Raw genomic sequence first — 25757 nt, forward strand, 5'->3', positions numbered from 1 at the left:
AATAACCGACCGCAAACGCAAGCTGAGAGACCTGACGATGTGGCGAGCCGACAGCTGCCCGACCGGATCGAGATCCCCTATATCCGGGGCGAGATGTTGCACCTGCGTCCGGCGGTTATCGCCGATCTGACGGCAATGGATCAGCTGGAGGCCTTCTATAATTCCACCGGCATCACCGGTAAGGGACCAAGCGCCGAACGAGCCGTCGTCAACGCTTGGGTGCGTCGGTCGGTGGCCTGGTCCAAGGGCCTGGCCGCCCGTGATTCAGGCGTGGGCGACCCCGAGTCCCGTCGCACCCTGGCCTGGGCCATGGTCACTGATGCGGACACCGACCAGGACGGCTCGCCCGATGCCGATGCCACCAAGGGAGTCATCGGCATGATCTTCCTGATCGACGTGGACGGCTGGTCGCGTTCAGCCAGGATCCAGGTGGTCCTGGGCAGGCATTTCCGAGGGCGCGGCTACTCCCGGGATGCCATGCCCAGAATCATGACCTACGGGTACGCTGCCGCTCCTACGGGTCTGGGCCTGCACCGGATCTGGGTGGCTGTGCCAGAGAAAAACACACGCTCCATCTCCGTCTATCAGTCCTTGGGATTCATGATTTCGGGCACCTCCCGTGATGCGCTCTGGGACGCCGAGAACGGCAAGTATCAGGATCAGATCGTCATGGACGCCTTGGTCGACGAGTATGATCCCATCCGTTCTTTGAATGCCTTCGGCATGCATGTCATCCGTGAAAATCCTGGCGTGGCCGAAGCCCTTGTTGCACACGGATACGCTGCGGATGAGGATGGCGGCATAAGCGGGTCCGAGGAGTCCACTCCGTCAGCTCAGGATCCGCACGTATCAGGTGACCGGACCCATCTGGCCTCGAAGGGTGACCCGCATTCAGAACAATCTGCTCAAGGCCATGCAGGACCCGATAGCAGGAATGATGGGAAGGCGGTCCCTGGTCAGAAGGACGCTGAAGATACGGGGGAGGGGTCCGGTTCCGAAGAATCCGTTGCCGAGCAGTCCGACGAGGAGCACACGGCCTCGGACTGGGCCTATGGGTCGGCTGAGGCCAAGCGATCCAAACGCGCCTGGTGGCGTACGCTTGGCCATGGCCGTGATCGCGCGAATGGAGGTAGTCGATGAGTGCTGAGGATCTCGACAACTATGAGACCAACGCCGAACTGGCCTTGTACCGCGAGTACCGGGACGTGATCAAGCTGTTCACCTACGTCGTCGAGACCGAGCGGCGGTTCTACCTGGCCAACAAGGTGGACTTCAACGTCCGCTCCGCTGGGCAGGACGTCTATTTCGACGTCCGGTTGACCGATGCCTGGGTCTGGGATGTCTACCGGTCCAGCCGGTTCGTCAAGAACGTCCGCATCGTCACCTTCAAGGATGTCAATGTGGAGGAAGTGCAGAAGACAGACATCGATATCCCCGATTCGTTGGGTTAAGCGTCGCGCAAGGGCGAGCATCATCACGTTTGTTCCACGCAATGGCGGGAATTCGTGAGGGAAGTCCTTCAGCAGCTTTTGACTGGAGACGATCCGGATACAGTGGTGATGATTTTATATGGTTTTCAGGAGGTTGGCATGGAGCGCAAGCAGTCCGTGATCGTCATCGGCGGAGGGCCCGCCGGCTTGACAGCGGCATGGGAACTGGTCAAGGACGGCGGTGACGAGCGCTATGACGTCACTGTGCTGGAAGCCACTAACGCCTTTGGCGGCATCTCACGCACGGTTCGGCACAACGGCAACCGCATGGATATCGGCGGCCACCGGTTCTTCTCCAAGGATGACCGGATCATGGACTGGTGGAAGGAGGTCCTGCCCCTGCAGGGCGCGCCCTCCTATGACGATAAAAAACTGGGCCGCCACCACGATCTGGAGCCCGGCGGCCCCGACCCGGAGAAGACGGACCGGGTCATGCTCAAGCGTCATCGCGTCTCCAGGATTTACTGGAACCACCACTTCTTCGACTATCCCATCTCCTTGACACTCAACACACTCAAGGCCATGGGCTTCAAGCTGACCATGCAGGCCGGGTTCAGCTATCTGAAGTCCGTCGTCCACAAGCTTCCTGAGGACAACTTGGAGAACTTCTATATCAACCGCTTCGGTCGCAAGCTCTACTCCATGTTCTTCGAGGGCTACACCGAAAAGCTCTGGGGCCGCCATCCCCGCGAGATCAGCGCCGACTGGGGCGCCCAGCGGGTCAAGGGGCTCAGCATCATGGGCGTGCTCAAGAACGCTGTCCAGAAGCTGCTGCCCAAGAAGCGCGATGCCCATCAGGTCGAGACCAGCCTGATCGAGGAGTTCTGGTACCCCAAGCTGGGCCCGGGCCAGCTCTGGGAGACCGTGGAGCGTCGCAATGTGGAGCACGGGGTCCATGTGATCACCGATGCCCGTGTGATCGGACTGACCCAGCATGATGGCCGCATGACCGGTGTGATCTACCGCAACGCTGATGGCAAGGAGGTGACCCTGCAGGCTGATCAGATCATCTCCTCCATGCCCATCAAGGACCTGGTGGAGGCCATTGCCCACGAGGAGCCCTCCACCGACAAGGAAATGGTCAGGGTGGCTCAGGGCCTGCCCTACCGTGACTTCGTGACTGTTGGCCTGCTGGTCCGCCACCTGCGCATCCGCAACACCACCTCCATCAAGACCCTGGGCGACCCGCCCATCGTTCCCGACTGCTGGATCTATGTGCAGGATCCCGGCTACAAGATGGGCCGCATCCAGATCTTCAACAACTGGAGCCCCTACATGGTCAAGAATGTGGACGGCACTGTCTGGATCGGCCTGGAGTACTTCTGCAAGGAGGGCGACGACTTCTGGAGCATGAGCGATCAGGAGACCACTGATTTCGCCATCAAGGAGCTGACCCGGATGGGCATCATCAACGGCCCTACCGACGTGCTGGATTCGCACCGGGAGCGGGTGGTCAAGGCCTACCCGGCATACTTCGATACTTACGCGCAAATGCCGGAGCTGGTCAAATGGCTGGATTCCTTCGGCAACCTCTACTGCGTGGGCCGCAACGGGCAGCATCACTACAACAACCAGGATCACTCCATGGCCACATCCATGGAAGCTGTGGCCAACATCAAATCGGGGCGTACTGACAAGACCAACGTCTGGAATGTCAACACTGAGAAGTCCTACCACGAGGAGAAGTAAGCAAACCTCAGTCTTCGTTTTCCTCCAAGCCTTCGACTGCAGGGTCGGGGGCTTGGTCATTTTATGACAGGGCGATGGCTGGGGGCTTCAGTGGCAGGCCCAGCAGCTGCGAGAAGAAGGCTACGCTCTCGCGGACACGTTGGCGGACCACCTCTCTGATCTGCGGGTGTCCGGCGGGTCCTCTGCCGTTGCTGACGATGGACGAGAGTCCGTCGGCCATCAGCCAGGCCACAGTGCGGGTGCTGGCTATTTGGATCAGCTGGGTCTGCGGCAGGTCGCCCCGATCCAGCCAGCGGTCCAGGGCCTTGGTCAAAGGGTCGATGATCTGCCTGACGAAGCCCTCCATCACATTGCTGTTGGTGCTCAGGTAGTTGTACCAGTTGGCCTTGTCCGCGAAGATGACGTCCATCTTCCAGATGGCTCTTATCAGATGCGGGCAGATGTCGTCCAGCGCCTCTTGAACGCTCAGGTCAGCATCCTGCAGAATGTCAACCACATGGTCCACATAAGAGGCCAGATAGGTGCGCACGCAGGCGTCTATCAGGTCGTCCTTGGATGTGAAATAGTAATAGAAAACGCTCATGCCCACGCCCTTGCCGTGGTTCATGGCGTGGATTACGTCGCGCAGGGAGGTGTTTGCAGCACCTTTCCGGTCGAAGACCCGCATGGCGGTGGTTACGAATTCGCTCCGCCGTTGCTCACGCAGAGATGATCGGTCATTCATATGCCTAGTCTAGAGGCTTATCCATGAATTGTTGGACACGCAGGCTGTTCCTTGCACCGGTCGGGCACTCGTTGTAGGCTTATGGAAGTTCGATAAGCCGAGTCGGCATCGAATTTTCATGAGCGGTACCCCCGCACTATTCTCAAGCTATTTGCCTAGCCTAATTAGGCATAGCGAAGGAAAGGCATTACAACAGTGGCAACAAGCCAAGATATTCATTCCATGAAGCTGCCCGAACTCAAGGAATTGGCCAGGCAGTTGGGGTTGCGCGGTATTTCCGGCATGCGCAAGCCTGTCCTGATCGAGACGATCGAGGCGGCACGCTCGGGTGGCAAGGCCCCTGAGGGAGTAACCGTGGGCAAGCCTAAGGCCGCGGCCGCCGTGGCCAAGGGGGGCCAGGCCGACGAACAGCAGCAGCCGACAAAGCAGGAGGCGAAGTCCTCTGCGGAGGGCGGACAGGAATCCACGGAGGCCAAGGAATCCAAGGATGATCGTCCTGTCGGTGACCTCTTCGATGTTTTGGGCATTGACGATCATAAGAGCGGCCATACCGAGCACAGGAACCGCTTCCCTCATACTGTGGCCGACGAGGAGAACGTGGTCATATCCCGGCGCCGTCACCGCAGCACGGATTCGTCCCGGGGCTCCCGCACCAACCGTGGCCGGAGCGAGCGTGAGCATGGTGAGGAGCGCGAAGGCTCTGGCTCCGGTTCAGTGCGTAATTTGGACGATATTCTGGCAGCACTTCCCTCACGGAACGACCGCCCTCGTCGGCGCAGCTATGAGGATCGTGGCGAGGATGGGCGCGACTACCGCCACAACGGCTATGATCGCCGAAACCGGGGCGATCGCAATGACCGCAACGATCGCAACGACCGCCGCAACCGCAACAACCATCGCAGCAGCGGCCGGGATCGTGACTATGAGCCCAGGGAGAACTTCAAGCCCGAGGATCTGGTCCCCGTGGCCGGCATTGTGGATGTGCTGGACTCCTACGCCTTCGTGCGCACCTCCGGCTACCTGCCTGGCCCCAACGACGTTTACATCTCCATGGGTCAGGTCAAGAAGTACGGCCTGCGCAAGGGCGATGCCGTGCACGGTTCCATCCGTCCTCCTCGCGAGGGTGAGCATCGCAATCAGCGCCAGAAGTTCGTTCCCCTGCAGGCTATCGACACCATCAACGGCATGAGCGTGGAGGATGCAGCAGGGCGCCCTCACTTTAACAAGCTGACCCCCCTCTACCCGCAGGAGCGCATGCGGATGGAGACCCAGCCCAAGAACATCACCGGTCGTCTGATCGACATCGTCGCCCCCATCGGCAAGGGCCAGCGCGGTCTGATCGTTTCGCCGCCCAAGGCCGGCAAGACCCTGACCCTGCAGTCCATCGCCAACTCCATCACCGCCAACAACCCTGAGGTGCATCTGATGGTGGTCCTGGTGGATGAGCGGCCCGAGGAGGTCACCGACATGGAGCGCACGGTTCAGGGCGAGGTCATCTCCTCCACCTTCGACCGTCCGGCCAGCGATCACACCACTGTGGCCGAGCTGGCCATCGAACGGGCCAAGCGTCTGGTGGAGCTGGGGCAGGATGTGGTGGTCCTGCTGGACTCCATGACCCGCCTGGCCCGCGCCTACAACATCTCGGCTCCCGCCTCCGGCCGCATCCTCTCCGGCGGTGTGGACGCTCAGGCCCTCTATCCGCCCAAGCGCTTCTTCGGCGCCGCCCGCAACATCGAGAACGGCGGCTCCCTGACCATCATCTCCTCGGCCTTGGTGGAAACCGGGTCCAAGATGGACGAGGTCATCTTCGAGGAGTTCAAGGGCACCGGCAACATGGAGCTGAGGCTGACCAGGGACCTGGCCGATAAACGCATGTTCCCAGCTATTGACATCAACGCTTCCGGCACCAGGCGCGAGGAGCTGATCACCGCGCCCGAGGAGCTGGCTGTGGTCTACCGGCTGCGTCGCCTCCTGGGCGGCATGGAGACCGAGCAGGCCTATCAGACCCTGGTACCCAGGCTGAAGAAGACGGCCACCAACCGGGACTTCCTGTCGGCTATCAACCAGTCCATGCTGGCTCAGAAGTGACTCGGGCCTGACGCCTGACATGTTTATTGGGCCCTATCCGCGATTCAGTTCGTGGATAGGGCCCAATGCATAAGCAGTGGCGAAACAAGACAGCTGTTTAGGGCGATGATCTATTCGAAGCCTGTCAGCCCAGGTTTTTCATAGTGTCGTCCCTGCCCCTGTCATGCTGCCATTTTGTTCTCCCGCCGATGGAATCTGGCAGCCATGGCGGCTCCCATGCCCAGCAGGCCAGCTATGATCAGCAGAATCACGCCAGTGCTGCCGGTCAGGGGCAGGACGGCCAACTGGTCGTAGGTGTAGGGCAGTGTCTGATCCTGCTGGTCCACGCCTACCAGGCTCCAATGAATGACAGTATCCACCTGCCCGGGCCTGTAGCGTGGGGTGACTGCCACCCAGGCGCCATTCTGGTACTGCGGGGTTCCCTCTGCAGACAGTCCGGCGAAGGTGACCGTTTTGACCAGGCTTCTGATCACGACAGCCTGTGGCGTCTTGCTGTTCAGGTCCGGTCCGGACTGATCGTCACCCAGCTGGCCGGCATCGTCGGCACCCCATCCGTAGGCCAGGCCGTCGGAGCCTAGGGCCAGTGAGCTCGGGTCGCCCGTGCTGACGGCTGTGAAGCTGAAATCCTCAGACACGTTCCTGGGTTTGGCCAAGAATGCGGGATCTGTGCCTTCTGCGGCATTGCTCCAGGTCAGGATCCGCCCGTCGGAGCCCAGGGCGGAGGATGCTCCGGTGCCAGCACTGATCTGTGTAATGGCAAACCCCGTCGGCAGTCCGTCGGGAAGGGTCAATAGGGCAGGGGTTTTCTTGTTCTCGCCCTTGACCTGTCCCCAGGTCCAGATGTGCCCTTGGGAATCCAGGGCCAGAGCTTGGTGGTCTCCAGCGCTGATGGCACTCATCTCGCCCGTCAGTCCTTGAACGGCAGACGGTGTGGGGTTGGCGCCGTCAGAGCTCACTGGCAGGGAGGGGTCGCCCAGCTGGCCGGAATCATTGGTGCCCCAGGCGTAGACCTGTCCATCCACGGTCATGGCCAGCGAATACCGGCTTCCGGCACTGATTGCCGTTGTGGTTGTCGGGATTCCGGTCACCATGGCAGGGCTGGTTCGCCCGTCTGGCGAGACGGTATCGCCGCCGGCATTATCCAGGCCCAGCTGCCCGTATTGGTTGGCACCCCAGGACCAGACTCGTCCCTGGGAATCCAGAGCCAAGGCATGTCCACCACCGGCGCTGATGGACCGGATCTTGTCAGGCAGACCAGGTACCAGATGGGGCCGGCCCTGGGCATTTAGGGTGGAGTCGCCCAGCTGGCCAATGTCGTTGTTGCCCCAAGCGTAGGCCTTTCCATCGGAACCTAGAGCAAGGCCATAATCCCGGCCCGCGCTGACCTGGGTGAAGACGAAGTTGGCTTCCGCTTTCTCGGGCATGTCCACTCGGACCGGCATGGTGCTGGCGCTGCCCTTGGCGATGTTCGCGTTGCCCAGCTGGCTGCTGTTGTTCTTGCCCCAGGCGTAGGCCTTCCCGTCGGACCCTAAGGCCAGGGACCAGTGGGAACCGGCACTGACCTGGCTGAAGCGAATGCCCCGCAGGGCTGGCGGCGTCAGGGTGACCTTCGTTCCGCCCATCTCGGTTCCATGGCTCGGGGTCATGCTCCAGTTCTGATTCTCAGGGCTCCAGTGGGCCTTGAGCGTCATGGAGCTGGTGACTGGCTTGGAGAAGTCGTAGGCGGTCTTGCCTAGGAACCAGCCGTCGAAGCGGTAGCCGGCCTTGGTCGGATCAGCGCTGGGGCGGACTGCCCGCTCTCCCGCTTCCAGACTCTGGCTGGGTGGTGCCGGTGAATCGCTCTCTGACTGGAAGGTTACGGTCACCCCGCGCGCCAGGTAGCGGAAGGGCAGGTGGACCTGGGTCTGTTCTTGATCGTTCAAGGTCCATGTCAGGGCCACATCCACCAGCCCTGGGGCGTGCGGCGGGGTGCTAGCCGTCCAGGTCCCGTTCTTTTGCGCCTGCATTCCGGTGGTGATATCCGTAGTGTCGAATTTGATTCCGGTCAGTTTCGCCGGCCAGGGGAAGGCGACCGCAGAGGGCCGGTTATGGGCGCCATCGCCGCTGGTACCCTGACCCAGCTGACCCTCGTCGTCACGTCCCCAGCTATAGGTCTGGCCGTCGTCGCCGATAGCCAGGTTAAAATCTTCGCCAGCGCTGATGCTGATCCAGTGCCGACCGGCAAGCTTTGGATCTTCCAAGCGTTCCGGAGTGGTCTGGGGGCTGTCTGCTGCAGAGGTCTTGCCGTCGCCCATTTGTCCGTAGCTGTTGTCGCCCCAGGCCCAGATATTGCCATCTGAATCCAGAGCTATGGCGTGATTGGAACCGTAATGGTGGCCACCAGCGATGGCGGTAATTCTGGTCCCTTGGGGGAAGCTGACCTGAACGGGGTCTTTGAACACCTCGGTCTTGCTGGCGCTTGACCCGTTGCCGATCTGGCCGTTTTCGTTCATTCCCCAGGTCCAGACTTTTCCCTGGTCATCCAGGGCCAGGGTGTTCTCAAAGCCGTCTGCGATGGCCACCACATGGACCTTGTCAAGGCCGTGGATCTTGATCGGCGTATAGTTTCCTACGACCGCGCCGGCGGATGGATCCAACTGGTGGTAAAGGTTGCTTCCCCATGACCATACCGTGCCAGCGTCGTCCAGAGCTGTTGAGTAGTTCATTCCTGCCTGCACAGCTATGATTTTGTGGTTCTTATCGAATCCCTGGATGAGGCTGGGCGTGGAGTCGCATATGCCGTCGCACTTATGGCGGCCGGTTTCTCCTTCACTGCAGGTTCCCCAGCCATAGACGTTGCCATCCGATCCTATGGCCAGGGTGTGATTGTGACTACCGGTGACGGCCTTGTAGGTGAATCCGGCCGGCACTCCTTCAGGCAGCATCACCTTGACCAGGTGTTCCGAATAGTTATGCATGCCGCTGTCAGCCACATTCGGGTTGCCCAAGGTCTTCAGATAGTTGTACCCCCAGGACCAGAGGGTGCCATGGTTGTCCAGGGCCATGCTGAAGAACCGGCCAGCGTTGACACTGACAAACCGAAAATCCTTGTCATTGCGGGCTTCTTCGGGCCGGGGCACCCTTATGGGCGTCGACCTGTTGACAATAGTGCCATCACCTAGCTGACCAGCACGGTTAAAGCCCCAGGCGTAGACGTTGCCATCCGATCCCAAAGCCAGCGAGAACCGGGTGCCTGCACTAACCTGGCTGAAACGGACACCGGAGGGTGGAGGCGGGGTAAGGGTCACTCCGGTGCCTCCTGATTCTGGTCCCTCTTGCGGTTGCATGGTCCAGGTCTGGTCGGCGCGGGCCCACTTGGCTTTCAGGGTTAGGTTCGCATGCACAGGTGCGGAGAAGTCATAGGCTACCTTGCCTGCGAACCATCCTTCGAGAACGAATCCTCGGCGGGTGGGTTCAGGACTGGGGCGCGCAACCTGGGCGCCATCAGCCACAGTCGAGGTGGTCGGAGTTGCAGACTGCATGTTGTAGTCGAAAGTGACTGTGTGGCTGGTGGCATTCGATGGGGAAGAGGCGGTTGAGGTCGGTTCCGAGGAACCTGCTGTGCCGGGCGAAGGCGAGGACGGAGAGGTGGGCGATGTGCTGGCGGCAGGCGCTGATTGTCCTGTTGCCGCTGCACCAGAGCCACTGGACAGGGTGGGCATGCCCGACGGCGATGATGAGGGACCGGGGGAAACCGAAGGAATCTGTCCGGGAGTATTGGTTCCAGTGCCAATTGCTCCAGTTCCCTGAGTCGCGACTGCGGTCTCATTGGACTCCGGCGCTGCTTGACCGAATTGCAGACCAAGCATGCTGCAGACAACCAAGACGCAGCAGAGGCTGATGAGCAGTGTGACGCGACGACTACGTACCATCTTCATGTGAAGGCATCCTCCCCCATGCGTCCGGCACTTGTATAGGCAGGTGTAGACGAACGAGACTCTCTCCCCAAGAGTTAATAATCCCATCCACTACAATAACACCAGTGTCACAGTGGTGGCAGGGCTTGTCGTAGTCGCCTAAGGCGCTTGATTAGACTGGTATTTTATGAGCGATGCGAAGATGGAAACAGTAATCGATGACCAGGTGCAGAGCGGGGGTCCACAGGCCCAGGCCGCCCGACAGGTGGAGGAATTGCGTGCCGATGTGGACACCATCGATGCCGCCGTTGTCGCCATGCTGGCCGAACGGTTCAGGGTGACCCACCGCATCGGGCTGCTCAAGGCTCAGGCAGGATTCGCCTCGGCGGATATGCGCCGGGAGAGCGCACAAATAGCTGCCTTGCGAGACAAGGCTGATGATTACGGGCTGGACCCGGATCTGGCTGAGGCCTATCTGCATCTGGTGGCCGATGCCGCCAAGCGCGACCACGAACGGCTGGCCGATCAGGCCAACTCACACTGAGGAAATCCATCGTATGGTCATGGCCGACGGCTCGGATCAATTCCTATGCCGTCGGCCACAAAGTATCAGCGAGTGCTGGCTAGAGTCTGGCGGGCCATTTCCAAGTAATGCTGTCTTGCTGCCAGGACAGTCACCGTTATGAAAAGTCCGACAAGCAGCACGATGAGCAGACCCTGGCTACCGGTCAGGGGCAGAATATCCCTGTAGGTAAAGGGCAGATTCTCGGTTTGAGGGTTGCCTTGGCCCACATTCCAGGTGATGTTGACTGTTGTCCGGCCCGCCTTGAAGGCTGGGGTATAGAAGGTCCAGGTATTCCATGATCCCCATGCGTCGGCTGTGCCGCTCCGGGTCAGTTCAAGAACTGCGGCAGTATCCGGATCCGTGCCGACTGTGACCGAGCTGATGGTCAATTGCGGCGGGCAGACCAAGGTGGCTGCCTTGACGGAAGTGTTGTCCAAATTGGTTCCTAGCTGTCTGCTGCTGTTGTCGCCCCAGCCATAGGCCATGTCGTTGGAGTCGATGACCAGGACTTGGCGCTCGCCTGCACTGATCTGTGTGGTGCTGCCGTCTTTGCTCACCAGAACGGGGGATGCGCTGATGGATCCCGTGATGGAGACATTGCCCAGGGCGTTTTGACCGTTGTTTCCCCAGGTGTATATCCTCCCTTTGTTGTCGATTCCTGCGCAGAACCATCCTCCGGCGCTGATCTCGGTGGGTTCGAATCCATCGCTGCCTCCGTCGGGATCGGCCACCAGGGTTGGTATTGCGGCATCATTGGTGTCTCCGGTGCCCAGTCGCCCGTCGGTATTCGCACCCCAGGCGTAGGCTTTGCCGTCTCTGCCAATGGCCAGGGAGTGCGAGCCTCCCGCGCTGACCTGGGTGGCGAAGAATCCTATTGATCCGTCCTCGTACTGCACGGGTGACGATACCGACACAGGAGTGGCCTGTGAGGCTTTGGCATTGTTGCCCAGTCTGCCGCTGGCGCCGTATCCCCATGCGTAGGTTTGCCCGCTTATACCGATGATCAGAGAGTGCTGATATCCAGCGCTGACCTGTCTGGCCTGGAATCCAGGACTGGTGGCGCTTGCGTTGACGGCTACAGGAGCAGGGGCGTTCCCGGTCGTGTTCCCGTCGCCCACCTGTCCGCCGTTGCTCCTGTCCCCCCAGGCATAGGCCTGATGATCCTTACCGACGGCCAGGGAATGATAGCCGCCTGCGCTTACCTGGGTGTAGGCGAAGTCAGTACCTGCACCGGAGGGCTTCTTCACTTGGACGGGTATCGTATCGGTGCCGCCTGCGGTGCCCTTGCCGAGCTGTCCCCTGCTGTTGTCTCCCCAGGCGTAGGCGTTGCCGTCACTGCCGAGGGCCAACGAGAACCCATATCCTGCGCTGACTTGGATGTAGGAGAAGTTGTCCTTGTCGCCAATTCCCTCGGGCTTCTTCACTTGGACGGGCGTCTTGCTGCCGTCCTTGCTGCCGTTGCCGAGTTGGCCCGTGCTGTTGTTTCCCCAGGCGTAGGCATTCCCGTCGCTGCCGACGGCCAGGGTATGGTTTTTGCCTGTACTGACCTGGGCGAAGCGGATGCCACGCTGCGAGGGCGGAGTGATGGTGACCTGGTATCCGCCAGTGGACGGACTGACGGTTGGGTCGACGGTCATTGGAGCCGAAGGCGTCCAGTGCGCGACCAGGGTCAACGGGTCCGTGACCGGCTTGCCGAAATCGTAGGCCACATTGGAGCTGCCGTCAGCCGCTTTGACGAACCAACCGTCGAACAGGAAGCCTGTCTTGGTCAGGGTCTGTCGCGGTACCAATTCGCCTTCCATGATGTCCTTGCTTGTCCATGCAGCTCCAGTACCTCCCTGGGGGTCAAGCGTTATGCGCTTCTCGGTCGGATCGAAGGTGTAGTCGAACTGCTGTGTCTGCTTTGAGTCTCCGGAGTCGTCGGCGATAGTCCATGTGATGGTGAAACTGGATGGGCCGTATGGGTACGCGGGCGTGACGAAGGTCCAATCCCGGTTTTCATCCCAGGTGTCTTTGCCTGTCTGGGTCAGATTCGTGGCTGGCTCGGTGCTGCTGGCCATGGTGCCGAAGACGACCTTGGCCAGGGTGATCTGCGGCGGCTGTGTGGCGCCGGGTCTTAATGCCGATACGCTTTGTCCCAGCTGGTTGTAGTAGTTGTATCCCCAGGTGTAGAGCAATCCGTCAGACCCGATGGCCGTCTGGTGATGGCCGGAGGTGGCTACCGCGCAGGCCTTCACCGATTGGGCCAGAGTGATGGCTTTCGGATTGGTCTGCCATGCATCACTATTGCCGTTGCCTAGCTGGCCGTAACCCTGATTGCCCCAGGTGTAGATTCTTCCGTTGGTGTCTATGGCTTCGGATCCATCGTCGCCTGCACTGATGGCGGTGATGTTGACAGTCTCGTCTCCGAAGCTGATCTTAGTGGATCCTTTCGTGCTGACATTGGTATCGGTAGTGGAGCCGATGGCGGTGCCGGAACCCCATCCATAGAGGTCATGATCCGTATCCAGCGCCAGCACGTGCTGGTAGCCCGCGCTGATGGCGATATAGAACCGGGCATCAGGCTGTCCGGTGTCCAGGTCTTGGACGCGTGTCGGCGTCGGATTGTCACCAAGGGCGCCGTTGCCGAGCTGTCCCTTGCTGTTCTCGCCCCAGGCCCAGGCGTGGCCTTGACTGTCCAGGGCCGTGCCTGTGGTGAACCCTGCGCTGATGGCGGTGATGTTGGACAGCGCCGTGACCTTGGTGGGGGAGGGATGGCTGCCACCGTCTGAGCTGCCGTTGCCGAGCTGTCCCTTGCCGTTGTTGCCCCAGGTGTAGACTGTACCGTCCGAGGCCAGGGCCATGGCGTATGCCCGTCCCGCGCTGATGGCGGTGATTTTGGCATTGCCGGTCTGTGCCTTTACTGGTTCTGTGGAATAGTTTCCGGTAGTGCCGTTGCCGAGCTGTCCCTTGCCATTGCTGCCCCAGGTATAGACGGTGCCGTCCGAGGCCAAGGCCATGGAATAAGCGTCGCCGGCGCTGACGGCTATGAAGATCTTTCCCCTTATGGCATCATTTTCGGTGATCCGCACCGGCGTTGTTGCCGTGCCTGAGTCTTTGCTGTTTCCCAGTCCGCCGCTGGCCTGATTCCCCCAGGCGTAGACGTGACCGTCAGAACCCACAGCCAGGGTGTGGTAGCGCCCGCTGCTGGCCTGGGCAAATCTCACTGCTCTGGGCTTGGGGGGAGTCAGGGTGATTTTGGAGCCCCCGGTGTCGTCGCCATGGAGGGCATCCGAGGTTTTCCATTTCATGTCTGACGAAGACCAATGCGCTTTCAGATTCAGTGGTTCGGTGACCGGGCTGCTGAAGTCGTAGGCCACATTGGAGCTGCCGTCGGCTTCCTTGATGAACCAGCCGTCGAACAGGAAGCCTGCCTTGGTGACGGTGGGAGGTGAGGCCTGCTTGCCTGCGATGACGGACTGGTCTGAGACAGATGAACCCCCGTCCGAATCAAAGGTGACCTTCTTAGCAGTGGGCGTGAAGGTATAGTTGGCGATGCTCTGCCCCTGCTGTGCTGCGCCGCCAAGGGACCATTGACCATCGTTGATCCTGATCTCGGTGGTTCCGTAGGTGTGGTGGGGGGTCGCGATCGTCCATGGGGTATTGGCGCTCCAGGTGTCGTCGCCTGCGGAGGTTCGGCTGATTGGGCTGTTGCTGTCGGTCTTGGCTACATCCGTCCTGCCGAAGGTTACCTTGGCCAGATCTATCTGGGGTGGGCTGATCGCTGCAGGCTTGGGCTGCGAGCCGCTTTGAGGTCCCTTGCTGCCCTGTCCCAGCTTGCCGCTTTTCGCTTCTCCCCAGCTGTAGGGGAGCCCATCCGAGCCGATGGCCAGACTGTGCCGGCAGACATCGAACTCGCTGACCGTGACACCTGTCAGGCTCACCTTGGTCATAGTTGATTTGGGGCTTGTGGTGCCGTCGCCCAGCTGGCCGCTGGAATTGCTGCCGAACATGTACAGGCTGCCCGCAGAATCGACCACCGCAGAGGAGTAGTCCCCGGCGCTCACTGAAACAGGCGTCGCCGCTCCTGAGGGCAGACTTACCAGGCTGGGATAGAAGGAGTGGACGCTGTCGGCATTGGCGTCATTGCCCTTGGTCAGGGGATAACCCCAGTAGTACACCTTGCCTGTATTGCTCAGTGCAAGGACGTGCAGGTACCCTGCATCGATGTCGGTGTAGACTGTGCTGTCTGGGTTGCCGGTCGAGTCGCCGTAAATGCGCGATGGAGTGTAGACATTGGAACCACTGCTGGTGCCGTCCATGGTGCCGATGCTGAGCTGGCCGCCCTGGTTGCGTCCCCAGGCGTAGGCATGTCCTTGGCTGTCCAGCGCCGTTTGAAAATCGTATCCGGCGCTGATGGTGGTGAAGGTGACGCCGGATGAAGAGACCGCTGCTGGTGAAGCGTTGACGTTGACACCCGTGTGCCCGTTGCCGAGCTGGCCGTATTCGTTGTCTCCCCATGTGTAGATCGTCCCGCTCGAGGACAGGGCCATGGCATGCCAGTATCCGGCGCTGATGGCGGTGATGGTGGCGTTGAGATTCGCCTTTACCGGTACTGAAGAATTCGTGGTGGATCCGTTGCCGAGTTCGCCGCGACTGTTGTCGCCCCAGGTGTAGACGGTGCCGTCCGAGGCTAGGGCCATGGAGAATGTGGTTCCCGCGCTGACGGATACGAAGGTCTTTCCCTTGATAGCGTCATTTTCGGTGATCCGAACCGGCGTGTTTCTGTTGATTGTGGTGTCGTCGCCGAGCTCACCCCTGCTGTTGTCTCCCCAGGCGTAGACGTGGCCGTCCGAGCCTACGGCCAGGGTGTGATCGTGTCCGGCGCTGACCTGTGCAAATCTCACTCCTCTGGGCTTGGGGGGAGTCAGGGTGATTGCCGAACCCCCGGTGTCGCCACCGCTGACGTCGGCTGTCGTCCACTGGGCGTCGTTGACCGACGACCAACGGGCCGTCAGCGACTGCGTGCTGGTGACCGGCTTGCCGAAGTCATAGGCCACATCGGAGCCTTTGAGGAACCATCCATCAAACAGGTAGCCAGATTTGTTGACGGCAGGTGGGGATGCCAGATGACCTGAGGTCACTGTCTGGCTCAGGGCCGGTGAGCCGGACGCCAGCGAGCCCCCGTCAGGCTCGAAAGTGAGGGTATATGAGGATGAATCCCTGGTCTGGGGTGACTTGTCTCTCGGTGAGCTGTCCCTGAACGGTCTGTCCGCCCTTTTGCTGTTGAATGGTTGGACGGCCTTGAATGGTGAAGGATTGTTACTGGCCAACGGTGACGGTGAGGCGGTCGGGGCAGCGGCTCGAGCCTGTGCCTCACTGCCTGCCCGGAGCAATGGACTTGCGCTGCTGTCAGGATTGGGCGAGGGCGATTCTGTGGCAGATGCAGGTGTCATGTCGCCGGTGGTTGCGTATGCGCCTGTTGATGCTCCGATCAGCGCCAGCCCAATCATGGCTGTCAACGTCACCAGTCTGCGGATGCCATGAGCATTCCCCATTCGACTCTTCCTCCCCAAGCGTGCCGATTCCCCAGGTCGTGGCCCCAAAATCTGCGTCGACGCACACTAAAATAAAGTCCCTCTATAACTTTTACTGTAGCATTGCAATCTTTGTGCGGTTTAGAGTGTTGTGGTCAGGGTGTTGCAGGGCAAATTCACTGCAAGAGGCATGCTGTTGATTATGGAAGCTGTACTTTTTGCATGAACGACGATGGTTTGACTGGCATTGCAGATTGTCATTGTCACCAGTGACACGGATAAGAAAACCGAGGCGGTGCCTATGGCCGAACCGCCTCGGTTGTATTGGGGAATTGTGGAGCCTACTTGCGAGGCTTCTTGGCCGGGGGCTCGCCCAGCTGGCTGGCTGTCACTCGGATGCCCGCTTCATCCTCGCCGGCTCCCTCGGTCTCGGGCTGGGTGGTCTCCTCGACCAGATTCAGATCTCCGGTGACCCTGCCCGCTTCGGCTATGTCGTCCAGGGCGGCCTTGACGGCTTTCAGACCCTCCGGCGCCACGCTCAAGGAGGCGGAGAGGATGGGGGTCTTCATGGAGACCTTGGCCTCGGACTTGATCCGCCGCAGTGAAGCCAAGGCCGTGCCTGCCCAGGCCAGAAGAGCGGGATCCTGTCCCTGGGCAGCTGCCCGGTAGGATTCTGGACGTGGCCAGGAGGCCCGGTGAACCGATCCGTCTCCCTGGTGCATCCACTGCCATGCTTCTTCGGTGGCGAAGGGCAGGAAGGGGGCCAGGAGACGGTCGAGAGCGTCAAGAACCAGTCCCAGGGTTGTGCGGGCGCTGAGCACCTGGGCTTCGCCAGGGGTCCTGCCGGTGGCATCCGCAGTTCCGTAGGCCCGGTTCTTGGCCAGTTCGATGTAGTTGTCGCAGAAGTCCCAGAAGAAGGATTCAGTCACCTCCAGGGCCTTGGAGTGCTCGTAGGATTCCAGGGCCTTGGTGGCCTGGTCGATCACTTGGGCAAGGCCGGCCAGGACTGCCCGGTCCAGCGGGACTGTGACGTCAGCGGGGTTCCAGGTCGCCTCCGCTGCCTGGGTGACCTTATGGTTCTCATCCTCCCGCCCGATGGCCAGGGCGAACTTGACAGCGTTGAGGAGCTTAACAGCCAGGCGACGGCCGATTTTCATCTGCCCCTCATCGTAGGTGGCATCCAGGCCCAACCGGGCGCAGGATGCCCAGTAGCGCACAGCATCGGCGCCATACTTCTTGATGGGTTCGTCCGGCACCACCACATTGCCCTTGGACTTGCTCATCTTCTTGTGGTCCGGATCCAGGATCCAGCCCGACAGAGTGGTGTCGCTCCAGGGCAGGCAACCGTTCTCCAGATGAGCGCGGTCCATGGAGCTGAAGAGCCAGGTACGAATGATGTCCTGTCCCTGGGGACGCAGGTCCATGGGGAAGGTGGCCTTGAAGAGGGCCTGATCCTGCTCGCCTGGTTCGGCCCAGTGGGTTACGATCTGGGGGGTCAGGGAGCTGGTGGCCCAGGTGTCCATGATGTCCTTCTCGGCCGTGAAGCCGCCGGGCTGGTCGCGCTGGGATTCCTCGAAGCCCTCGGGCACATCGCTGCTGGGGTCGATGGGAAGCCTGTCCTCGGCCGGGGTGATGGGATGGGCGTAGTCGGTCTCGCCGTTCTCCTTGACCGGGTACCAAAGTGGGAAGGGGACTCCGAAGAAGCGCTGCCGGGAGATCAGCCAGTCGCCGTTCAGGCCCTCGACCCAGTTGTTGTAGCGCACCCGCATGAAGTCCGGGTGGAAGTGGAGCTCCTTGCCGCGCTCCAGCAGCTCCTGGTTCAGTTTCTGGTCGGTGCCGCCGTTGCGCAGGTACCACTGGCGGGAGGTGACGATCTCCAGGGGCTTGTCGCCCTTCTCATAGAAGTTGGTCATGCGCTTGGTGGGCTTGGGCTCGCCGTCCAGGTCGCCGGATTCGCGCAGGGCGTCCACGATGATCTTGCGGGCTGAGAAGGTGGTCTTGCCCTCGGTCTGCTCGAAGATGCGCCGTCCGCCCTCATCGGTGATCCAATCCGGCACGTCCATGACGATTCGTCCGTTGCGCTGGATGATGGATCTGGTGGGCAGGTTAAGATCCCGCCACCACTGCACGTCGGTCACGTCGCCGAAGGTGCAGCACATGGCGATGCCGGCGCCCTTGTCCATCTCGGCGGCGGGATGGGCCAGGATGGGGACTTCTACCTTGAACAGGGGGGAGTAGACCTTCTGACCGAAGTACTTCTGGTAGCGCTTGTCGTCCGGGTGGGCGATCAGGGCGCCGCAGGCCGCCAACAGCTCAGGCCTGGTGGTCTCGATGTATATCGGCGTGCCGTCCGCAAACCGGAAGGCCACCCGGTGGTAGAAGCCGTCGTACTCGCGCGACTCCAGCTCGGCCTGGGCCACGGCGGTCTGGAAGGTCACGTCCCAGAGCCCGGGGGCCTCCTTCTGGTAGGCCTCGCCCCGGGCCAGATTCCGCAGGAAAGCCTTCTGCGCCACCCGGCGGGGATGCTCGCCGATGGTGTGATAGGTCTGCGACCAGTCCACTGACAGGCCCAGCGACCGCCAGAGCTGCTCGAAGAGCTTCTCGTCCTCGGCGGTCAGTTCCTCGCACAGTTCGATGAAGTTCTGGCGGGAGACGGGCACCTGATCCTTGGCGCTGATCTTCTTGCCCTTGGTTCCGTGGAAGGGGGGCTTGAAGTTCGGATCGTACTTGAGCGAGGTGTCCACGCGAACCCCGTAGTAGTTCTGGACCCGCCGCTCGGTAGGCAGGCCGTTGTCGTCCCAGCCCATGGGGTAGAAGACGTCGTAGCCCTGCATCCGCTTGAACCGGGCGATCACGTCGGTGTGGGTGTATGAGAAGACGTGCCCCACATGCAAATGCCCCGAGACGGTGGGCGGCGGGGTGTCGATGGAGTAGACGCCGGAGCGCTCGCGGGTGTTGCGGAAGCGGTAGACGCCGGACTCATCCCAGTCGCGGCACCACTTTTCCTCCAGGCCATCCACGCCCACCCTGTCAGGCAGGGGGGTCAGATGGGCATTGACGATTCCTTGGTGTTCAGCAGACATACCAGCATTTTATGGACGAATGATGACAAGGGGCCCCCGTCTCCTCACCCCTTGATGTGCAGGTTCCACAGGGGCAGGTAGCGATCCGTCAGGTAGCCGGGCATGCCCTGGAGACGGGGAGTGCTCAGGACCAAGGGCGTGCGCTCATAAAGCCAGTCGCTGGGGGAGAGGTCGCTGACCTGTTGGGCGAAGGCTCGCAGCCGCTGGGCATAGGTGTTCTGGTCGGTGCTGGCCTTGACCTGCTTCCAGGATTCCTGGACTTCGGTGTTGTCGAAGAGCATGGTGGAGTTGGGGTCGGCGAAGCGGCCGATGTCGTCATTGTCCATGACCAGCAGGGCCATGTCGTAGTCGTGACGGGTGAGCACCTGGTCGCGGAATGCAGCCTGATCCACCATGGAGACCTGGGTGGGGATACCCACCGCCTTCAGCTGCGTGCTGATCAGATCGCCCACCTGGCTGCCGAATTCCTGGGGATAGACCAGGCGCAGGCCGCCGTGATAGTAGGACTGGGCATAGTAGGAGGCTCGACGAGCCGCTTGGACACGGTCGAATGGGAAGGCCTGCAGACCGGGATCGTAGCCTGGGCTGAGCGGGTTGAGCGGTCCGCCCAAGGCCTTGGCTCCGCCGCCTTCCAGATCGGCCAGTGCCTGGCGGTCCAGGGCATAGCGGACAGCCTCGCGCATATGTTGGTCGGACAGCAGGCTGGATGCCTCGTTGTTGAAAGCCAGGACCACATTGTTCGTGCTGGGTGTTGCTGTCGGAGCCTTGCCAGCCTGCTTGGCGGTAGCCGGATCCATGTCCACTACAGCGTCCAGACGCCCCTGGTTCAGATCCTTGACGGTCTGCTCGGGGCTGCCGGCATAGCTGAAGATGACCTTGTGGATGGCGGCCTTGTCCGGGCCTCGGTAGGACTTGTTGGTGGTCAGGGTCAGGCTGGCTCCCGGTTGCCAGTCATCCACTTGGTATGGGCCTGATCCGGCCGATTGGGTGGAGTAGTTGACGCGGGCCTGGCGATCGTAGACAATGCCGGCCCGACCGCTCAGAGCGTTCAGCAAGAGGGCGTTTGGGCTCTTCAGTCTGATCACCAGGGTGGCATCATCCGGGTTGGTGACCTTGGCCAGGCCATCCAGGTCCTGGTGGCCCTGATACCGGTGGTCGATGATTTGGCGCAGGGACCAGAGGGCATCCTCTGAGGTCAGCTGGCGCCCGTCGGCGAAGCGGGCGTCGCTGCGCAGATGAAAGGTGTAGAGCAGCCCATCGGCGGAGACCTCCCAGCTCTGGGCCAGTCCAGGAGTAGGCCGACCTTGGGCGTCGGGCCTGGTCAGGGTCTGGTAGACGTTGCCCATCAGGGCCTGGTCAGTGGCCCGGCCGGGCTCAGTGCGGATGTCCAGGGAGACTGGGGCCTGCCGGGCCCGGATGCGCACTACCTGGTCCGAACCTCCAAGGTTCCAGGGCAGCCGCCAGCCTCCTCGGCCAGTCAACAATGGCCAGGCCATGTAGGTGCCCGCGGTCAGGACCGCCAGTACCAGGATGAAGATGATTCCGGAGCTGATTCCTCTGTGTCTGCCGCGTGCCATGGTTTTGATTCTATCGAGAGGCCGGTCCGGCCAGGAGCTCGGCGCTGGGACATGTCTCGGCCAGTGGGCAGTGCAGGCAGTCGGGCTTGCGGGCGTGGCAGGTGGCCCGGCCGTGCAGAATCAGCCTGTGCGACAGATTGGTCCAGTCCTCGGGCGGGAAGCAGTCGCAGATTTCGTGCTCGATCTTCACCGGATCGGGGTGGGTGCTGCGCCAGTCGGTCCGCCAGCGCAGGCGGCCGGTGACCCGGGTGACGTGGGTGTCCACCGGGAATCCGGGGATGTTGAAGGCGTTGCCCAGGACCACGTTGGCGGTCTTGCGCCCCACGCCGGGCAGGCTGGTCAGCTCCTCCATGGTCTGGGGAACTTTGCCGCCATAGTCCTCAGTCAGCATCAGGGAGAGCCCCAAGAGGTGGCGGGCCTTGGCATGGTAGAAACCCACTGGGTGGATGATGGCCTCCAGCTCGGCCGGCTGGGCCTGGGCCATGGCCGCAGGGTCTGGATAGCGCTCGAAGAGTTCGGGGGTCACCGAGTTGACCCGCTTGTCGGTGGTCTGGGCGCTTAGGACCGTGGCCACCAGCAGTTCGAAGGGGTTGCGGAAGTGCAGGGCGCAGACCGCCTCGGGAAAGACCTGGCAGAGGATGCGGTACTCCTCGTGCATGCGGGTCAGGCGCCGGGCCTTGCTCTCCCTGCCTTGGCGGTGCTGTTGATTGGATGATGCATCAGTCACTATGATCGGTTTTCTTCTTCTTGGCATCTTTGGATTGTTCGGACTGGTTGTCATTGTGCCCGGCGGTGTCCGGTCCGCTTCCTGCATCTGTCGTGGCCTTGGGGGCTTGGGCCGTTCGTGCCGATGAGGGCGGGTCGAACCGGTATCCCACATTGCGGACCGTGCCGATCAGATGCTCGTACTCGCTGCCCAGCTTGGCCCTGAGCCGCCGCACGTGTACATCCACTGTCCTGGTGCCGCCGTAGTAGTCATAGCCCCAGACCTCCTGGAGGAGCTGGGCCCTGGTGAAGACCCTGCCTGGATGCTGGACCAGATATTTGAGCAGCTCGAACTCCTTGTAGGCCAGGTTGATGGGACGGCCGTGGATTCGGGCCGTGTAGCTTTCGGTATCCACAACCAGGTCACCCGAGCGGACCTGGCCGGTAGGCACCTGCTCCTCCGCCTCTTCTGGCTGAGCATCGGGCTTGCGTGCCGGTGTCACGCGCTGACAGACCAAGCGCAGCCGGGCCTCGACCTCGGCGGGCGATGCGGACTGAATGATCACATCAGCCACACCCCAGCTGGCATTGACCACGGTGAAGCCGCCCTCGCTCAGAATCAGGATGATGGGCGTGGACAGGCCCGAGGCCCGGGTCAGGTTGCAGAGGGTCTTGGCCTCGGCCAGGTCGTCGCTGGCGTCGATCAGCAACACGGTGTCCTCGGGCATTCTTACCAGGGAGGCGGCATCCAGGGGCAGGACGCGCACCCGATGGGAGAGCAGGGCCAAGGCTGGCAGAACCGATGCCGGGTCCTCGGCGCAGGTCATCAAGGTCAGATCCGTCACGGGGGTACCTTCTTCCCTGTCCGTTCGTCCATAGCGGGGGTGGATTCGTTGAACAGTCGTCATCATTGTACAATCGGCCCGTCACAGAGGCTCCGAGTTCACAGGATGGCCTTGCCCTAGGATGTGACGTATGGCTCCCCGACGGGGACAGGCAGGAGGACCCATGGCGCAGACCGGAAAAGAAACCCAGGATGGGCGCGCGCCCGCCCTGACGCAGCTGCTGGCCTTGGCGGCCCTGATTGTGCCGGGCCTGGCGACGGGCTTGCTGGCCGGACCCCGGGTCGCTCGATGGGTGCAGACCGTCCTGGTCCTGGTGCTGGCATTGGCCCTGTTGGCCGCCTGGCCCCTGGTGGGCAAAGGCATCCGACCTGGCCCTGACCGAGCCATGTTCGGTCTGTTGACCTTGGTCGCTCTGGTGCCGGCCCTGGTGGTGCAGGGGGCTGGTGCCCTCTGGGCCTGGCTGTCGACTGCGGCATTCCTGCTGGCCCTCCTGGCCGTGTTTATGTTTGCTCGGCAGATGCTGCGTCGGGACAGGCGGATGGTCATCCGCGGCATTGCTGCAACCGCCATGGACGGGGTGACCGCCGTCGCCGCCTCGGGGTGGGTCTTCCTGCCGGAGCTGGTCAGAGGCCTGCATCCTGACCTGATGCTGATCCTGGTGGTGCTTGTGGCCTTGCTGCTGCTGGTCGGGCTCATGACCTCGGGCTATCGCTGGGCCCAGGAGGCAGCTGATCGGCGTGGGGCCCTTGGTCTGGCGCTGATGTCGGTTCTTCTGGCCGGGTCCATCGTGGTTCTGGCTGTCGTGGTCGTGCAGACGACGTTCTGAGTCAGGCATTCATCAGGTGATCCAGAAGGATCTGGATGCCCATGACGATCAGAATGATGCCGCCGGCGATTCTGGAAGGTTTGCGCCAGCGTGACCCGACAGCGTATCCGATGCGCAGCCCCAGAATGGAGGCTGCAGCCGTCACCAGCCCAATGACCAGTGCGGACAGCCAGATGTTGATGCCCAGCAGGGCCAGGCCTGCCCCCACGCCGAATGAGTCGATGCTGGTGGCGATGGCTGCGGGGAGCATCTGCCGCCAGGAGAAGCTCTCCTCGCCGTTCGCTCCCTCCTCCTCGCCGTAGACGCCCTCGCGGATCATGTTGACCCCGATGGCTGAAAGGATGCCGAAGATAATCCAGTGATCCACGGCGGCCAAAGAGTCCTGCAGCATGGAGGCGGCGAAGTACCCTAGCAAGGGCAGCAGAGTCTGGAATCCGCCGAACCAAAGTCCGACCAGCCAATGATGGCGCGCCCGCAGTCGGTCCACGGACAGCCCCTTGCTGATGGAGACAGCGAAGGCATCAGAAGATACACCTAAAGCGATAAACAACAATCTCAAAAACACGGCATTCCTTGAAAGGGTTCATCCCCGGTGGGATGGGCCTCGACCAGGTCTCCTCAAACCCGCCTACGCCTCGGGAGCGTCGAGCGCGGAACTGCCGATTGGTGTCGGCTTTGAATTCGTTGAATGCCGTTCACATGCTACGCCATAACAATATGGACATAGATTTTACCTGTCAGCGCTGTGATAATCAAGCATGACAGGCTGTCCGATCGGCCCCTTAGTGAGCCACGGTCACAGTCAGACTGCCCCCTGCCGCATGGACGGCGCTGATGACCGTGCTCAGCGCCGGATCCCCCTGATTGCTCAGGGCCTTGTAGATGCCCGACCGGGATCGGTCGGCATCAGAGGCGATGGCGCTCATATGCCTCTGTGCTCGCGCCACCTCGCCGAGTGCATCTGCGATGATTGCAGCCCCTTGCCGAGAGGTTTCGGCCTTGTCGGCCTCCTCCATGGCAACCTGCAGGTAGCGGACGGCTGTTTGTTCGGTATGTATATGGTCGCCTGCATGGAATTCCCTGATCTTCAACGTCATCACGACTCTGTCCTTAATATGGTCCGTTTGTTGCCCATCTGGATGCTGTCAGCTCTCGAGATATGACTTCCACAGATGTTTTGCCCGGTCTATGTCCCTCTTCTGGTGAGTCTTGCTGCCGCCGCAAAGCAGCAACACGACCTGTTTGTTCTTCAGTCCGAAGTAGGTGCGGTAACCCGGACCATTGTGAAAACGCATTTCAAATATGCCTTCTCCCACAGTCTTCCAGTCGCCTAAAAGGTGTCCGGATCGTTTTACTTGTTCCCATCGGTGTAGGATGCGGGCTGCCGACTGAGTGTCTTTCAATTCATCAATCCACCGGCTGAATTCCTCAGTCTCCAGTACCTCAATGATGGATAAGGGCATGGTGTCGCTTTCCCCTCTTATTTCGAGAAGATGCGTCCCATTCCCCACAAGAAAGTGTACACTACAGTGTACATTGCAACAATTGCTTATGACACCTGAATGTCGAGTGATTCGCGAATTCTGTAGTCAGTTTTCGAGTACTACTGATCCTGGTAGGTGACGGCATAGAACTCACCGTTCTGGAAGCGCGCCATGTATACATCGCTGACCTTGTCTATGCCCTGCTTGGCCAGTTGCTCGTTGAGCCAGTCCTCGTCCCGTCCCATGGTATCCAGCACGTCCGGATTGACCCGTCCGTCCATGACCACCGGATAGCGCACGTCCTTGTCACCCTCGGAGATGATGGTCAGGCTGCCGTTCTGCTCGACGATGCCCCGTTTGACATCGCGGATGTCGTTGATGCCCTTGGTGCGCAGCTTGAAGTCCACCTCCTTGGCCGTCAGGTTGACCTTGAGACAATTTTGTACCAGCAGCTTGCCGTTCTTGATGATGGTGACCGGTTCGCCGTCGATGTACTTGCCTACCGTGTGGATATGGGTCTTGGCATATCGGGTGATGAGGATCAGCGCCGCCCATATCAGCAGAATGACGATGTACTGGGCCATGGAGATGCTATCGCTGTAGATGACCCCGCCGATGATGCCGCCCAGGACGTAGTTCTGCAGCTGGTCCATGGGCGAGGTGGGCGCCAGATTCCCCTTGCCGGTCACATTGATGAGCAGGGTGATGAAGAGCAGTCCGACGATCAGCTTCAGGGCCACGTTGACGTAGAAATTGATATCCATGGGTCACTCTCCGATCACGGTGATGTCTGGGTGGTACAGGTCGGCGCGCTGCAGCAGGAACTCGGAGCCGGAGCTGTTGAATACCAGGGTGTAGTAGCCCTTGGGGGTCTTGATGATCATGTCATTGTTGCGCGAGGTGTCGTTGATGCTGATCTGCTCAGGGTTGACCTTGAGCTTGGCGGCGGACTTGTCGATGACCGTGGTCAGCTGACCGCTCTGCAGGCTGGCTGTGCGCAGATTGGTGTAGTCGCTGTACTGGATGGCCGCCGCCAGCAGAAGCAGGGTGGCCAGGATGATGGACAGATCCTTGTACTTATGGTTCCAACGGTGGCGGGAGTACATGAACAGGAAGAAGAGAAAGGCCAGGGCCAGAACGACGACCACGATGATCCTGATCATGGTCCAGTTGGTCTGCCCGCCCTTGAGGTATTGGTATGTATAGAAAGTCATAGCCGCTCCTGCCCTTGCGCGCGCACCCGCAATTCGCAATCGTAGACGGCCAGGC

Annotated in this window: 18 protein-coding genes; 6 read left to right on the top strand and 12 right to left on the bottom strand. The window is 61.1% G+C overall.

The window, feature by feature from the left end:
• Nucleotides 1-93 precede the first annotated feature (93 nt).
• The 3 genes from FPK30_RS01125 to FPK30_RS01135 all read left to right on the top strand — a co-directional run bounded on the left by FPK30_RS01125 (nucleotide 94) and on the right by FPK30_RS01135 (nucleotide 3179).
• Nucleotides 94-1140, top strand: a complete 1047-nt coding sequence (locus FPK30_RS01125; RefSeq protein ID WP_232341894.1) for a GNAT family N-acetyltransferase — start codon at nucleotides 94-96, stop codon at nucleotides 1138-1140.
• The gene (locus FPK30_RS01130) at nucleotides 1137-1451 is read left to right on the top strand and encodes a DUF2469 domain-containing protein (RefSeq protein ID WP_015022511.1); all 315 of its coding nucleotides are present in this window, start codon (nucleotides 1137-1139) and stop codon (nucleotides 1449-1451) included. Before FPK30_RS01125 ends, FPK30_RS01130 begins: the two co-directional genes overlap by 4 nt.
• A gap of 138 nt (nucleotides 1452-1589) precedes the next feature.
• The gene (locus FPK30_RS01135; protein WP_144084956.1) at nucleotides 1590-3179 is read left to right on the top strand and encodes an NAD(P)/FAD-dependent oxidoreductase; all 1590 of its coding nucleotides are present in this window, start codon (nucleotides 1590-1592) and stop codon (nucleotides 3177-3179) included.
• A gap of 61 nt (nucleotides 3180-3240) precedes the next feature.
• Here the strand turns inward: FPK30_RS01135 and FPK30_RS01140 are convergent, their stop codons facing one another.
• Nucleotides 3241-3903, bottom strand: coding sequence for a TetR/AcrR family transcriptional regulator (locus FPK30_RS01140; RefSeq protein WP_052692865.1), 663 nt, complete (start codon nucleotides 3901-3903; stop codon nucleotides 3241-3243).
• Between the two features lie 222 nt (nucleotides 3904-4125).
• Between FPK30_RS01140 and rho the strand changes: the two genes are divergently transcribed.
• Entirely contained in the window at nucleotides 4126-5991 is a 1866-nt protein-coding gene (gene rho, locus FPK30_RS01145) for a transcription termination factor Rho (RefSeq protein ID WP_232341893.1), read from the top strand.
• Nucleotides 5992-6152: 161 nt separating this feature from the next.
• Here the strand turns inward: rho and FPK30_RS01150 are convergent, their stop codons facing one another.
• Complete coding sequence (locus FPK30_RS01150; RefSeq protein ID WP_186279314.1) at nucleotides 6153-9908, bottom strand: RCC1 domain-containing protein; 3756 nt, start codon at nucleotides 9906-9908, stop codon at nucleotides 6153-6155.
• 166 nt (nucleotides 9909-10074) lie between these two features.
• Here FPK30_RS01150 and FPK30_RS01155 point away from each other — a divergent pair, with 166 nt between their 5' ends.
• Nucleotides 10075-10431: a chorismate mutase gene (locus FPK30_RS01155; protein ID WP_144084959.1), complete on the top strand. Its 357-nt coding sequence runs from the start codon at nucleotides 10075-10077 to the stop codon at nucleotides 10429-10431.
• A 65-nt stretch (nucleotides 10432-10496) separates the two neighbouring features.
• On the opposite strand, the gene FPK30_RS01160 is transcribed toward FPK30_RS01155, so the two are convergent.
• The 5 genes from FPK30_RS01160 to FPK30_RS01180 all read right to left on the bottom strand — a co-directional run bounded on the left by FPK30_RS01160 (nucleotide 10497) and on the right by FPK30_RS01180 (nucleotide 22160).
• On the bottom strand, nucleotides 10497-15989 hold the full coding sequence (locus FPK30_RS01160; RefSeq protein WP_144084960.1) for an RCC1 domain-containing protein: 5493 nt from the start codon (nucleotides 15987-15989) through the stop codon (nucleotides 10497-10499).
• A 320-nt stretch (nucleotides 15990-16309) separates the two neighbouring features.
• Entirely contained in the window at nucleotides 16310-19051 is a 2742-nt protein-coding gene (gene valS / locus FPK30_RS01165; RefSeq protein ID WP_144084961.1) for a valine--tRNA ligase, read from the bottom strand.
• Nucleotides 19052-19095: 44 nt separating this feature from the next.
• Entirely contained in the window at nucleotides 19096-20628 is a 1533-nt protein-coding gene (locus FPK30_RS01170; protein WP_144084962.1) for an ABC transporter substrate-binding protein, read from the bottom strand.
• Nucleotides 20629-20638: 10 nt separating this feature from the next.
• Nucleotides 20639-21286, bottom strand: coding sequence for an endonuclease III (nth, locus tag FPK30_RS01175; protein ID WP_144085202.1), 648 nt, complete (start codon nucleotides 21284-21286; stop codon nucleotides 20639-20641).
• Between the two features lie 61 nt (nucleotides 21287-21347).
• Nucleotides 21348-22160 (bottom strand): winged helix-turn-helix transcriptional regulator, encoded by an 813-nt coding sequence (locus tag FPK30_RS01180; RefSeq protein ID WP_232341891.1) that lies wholly within the window; start codon nucleotides 22158-22160, stop codon nucleotides 21348-21350.
• Nucleotides 22161-22341: 181 nt separating this feature from the next.
• On the opposite strand from FPK30_RS01180, the gene FPK30_RS01185 reads away from it, so the two are divergent.
• Complete coding sequence (locus tag FPK30_RS01185) at nucleotides 22342-23004, top strand: hypothetical protein (protein ID WP_144084964.1); 663 nt, start codon at nucleotides 22342-22344, stop codon at nucleotides 23002-23004.
• Between the two features lies 1 nt (nucleotide 23005).
• Here FPK30_RS01185 and FPK30_RS01190 read toward each other — a convergent pair whose 3' ends face one another.
• The 5 genes from FPK30_RS01190 to FPK30_RS01210 all read right to left on the bottom strand — a co-directional run bounded on the left by FPK30_RS01190 (nucleotide 23006) and on the right by FPK30_RS01210 (nucleotide 25702).
• Nucleotides 23006-23569 carry a manganese efflux pump MntP gene (locus FPK30_RS01190; protein ID WP_144084965.1) on the bottom strand — a complete coding sequence of 188 codons (564 nt, stop codon included), beginning with the start codon at nucleotides 23567-23569 and terminating at the stop codon, nucleotides 23006-23008.
• Nucleotides 23570-23786: 217 nt separating this feature from the next.
• Nucleotides 23787-24101 carry an addiction module antidote protein gene (locus FPK30_RS01195; RefSeq protein WP_232341890.1) on the bottom strand — a complete coding sequence of 105 codons (315 nt, stop codon included), beginning with the start codon at nucleotides 24099-24101 and terminating at the stop codon, nucleotides 23787-23789.
• Nucleotides 24102-24149: 48 nt separating this feature from the next.
• On the bottom strand, nucleotides 24150-24467 hold the full coding sequence (locus FPK30_RS01200) for a type II toxin-antitoxin system RelE/ParE family toxin (protein WP_144084967.1): 318 nt from the start codon (nucleotides 24465-24467) through the stop codon (nucleotides 24150-24152).
• Between the two features lie 140 nt (nucleotides 24468-24607).
• The gene (locus FPK30_RS01205; RefSeq protein WP_198189381.1) at nucleotides 24608-25252 is read right to left on the bottom strand and encodes a DUF421 domain-containing protein; all 645 of its coding nucleotides are present in this window, start codon (nucleotides 25250-25252) and stop codon (nucleotides 24608-24610) included.
• A gap of 3 nt (nucleotides 25253-25255) precedes the next feature.
• Nucleotides 25256-25702, bottom strand: a complete 447-nt coding sequence (locus FPK30_RS01210; protein ID WP_015022498.1) for a DUF3290 family protein — start codon at nucleotides 25700-25702, stop codon at nucleotides 25256-25258.
• Nucleotides 25703-25757 lie beyond the last annotated feature (55 nt).

The organism is Bifidobacterium apousia (genome assembly GCF_007559275.1).
GTDB classification, from domain to species: domain Bacteria; phylum Actinomycetota; class Actinomycetes; order Actinomycetales; family Bifidobacteriaceae; genus Bombiscardovia; species Bombiscardovia apousia.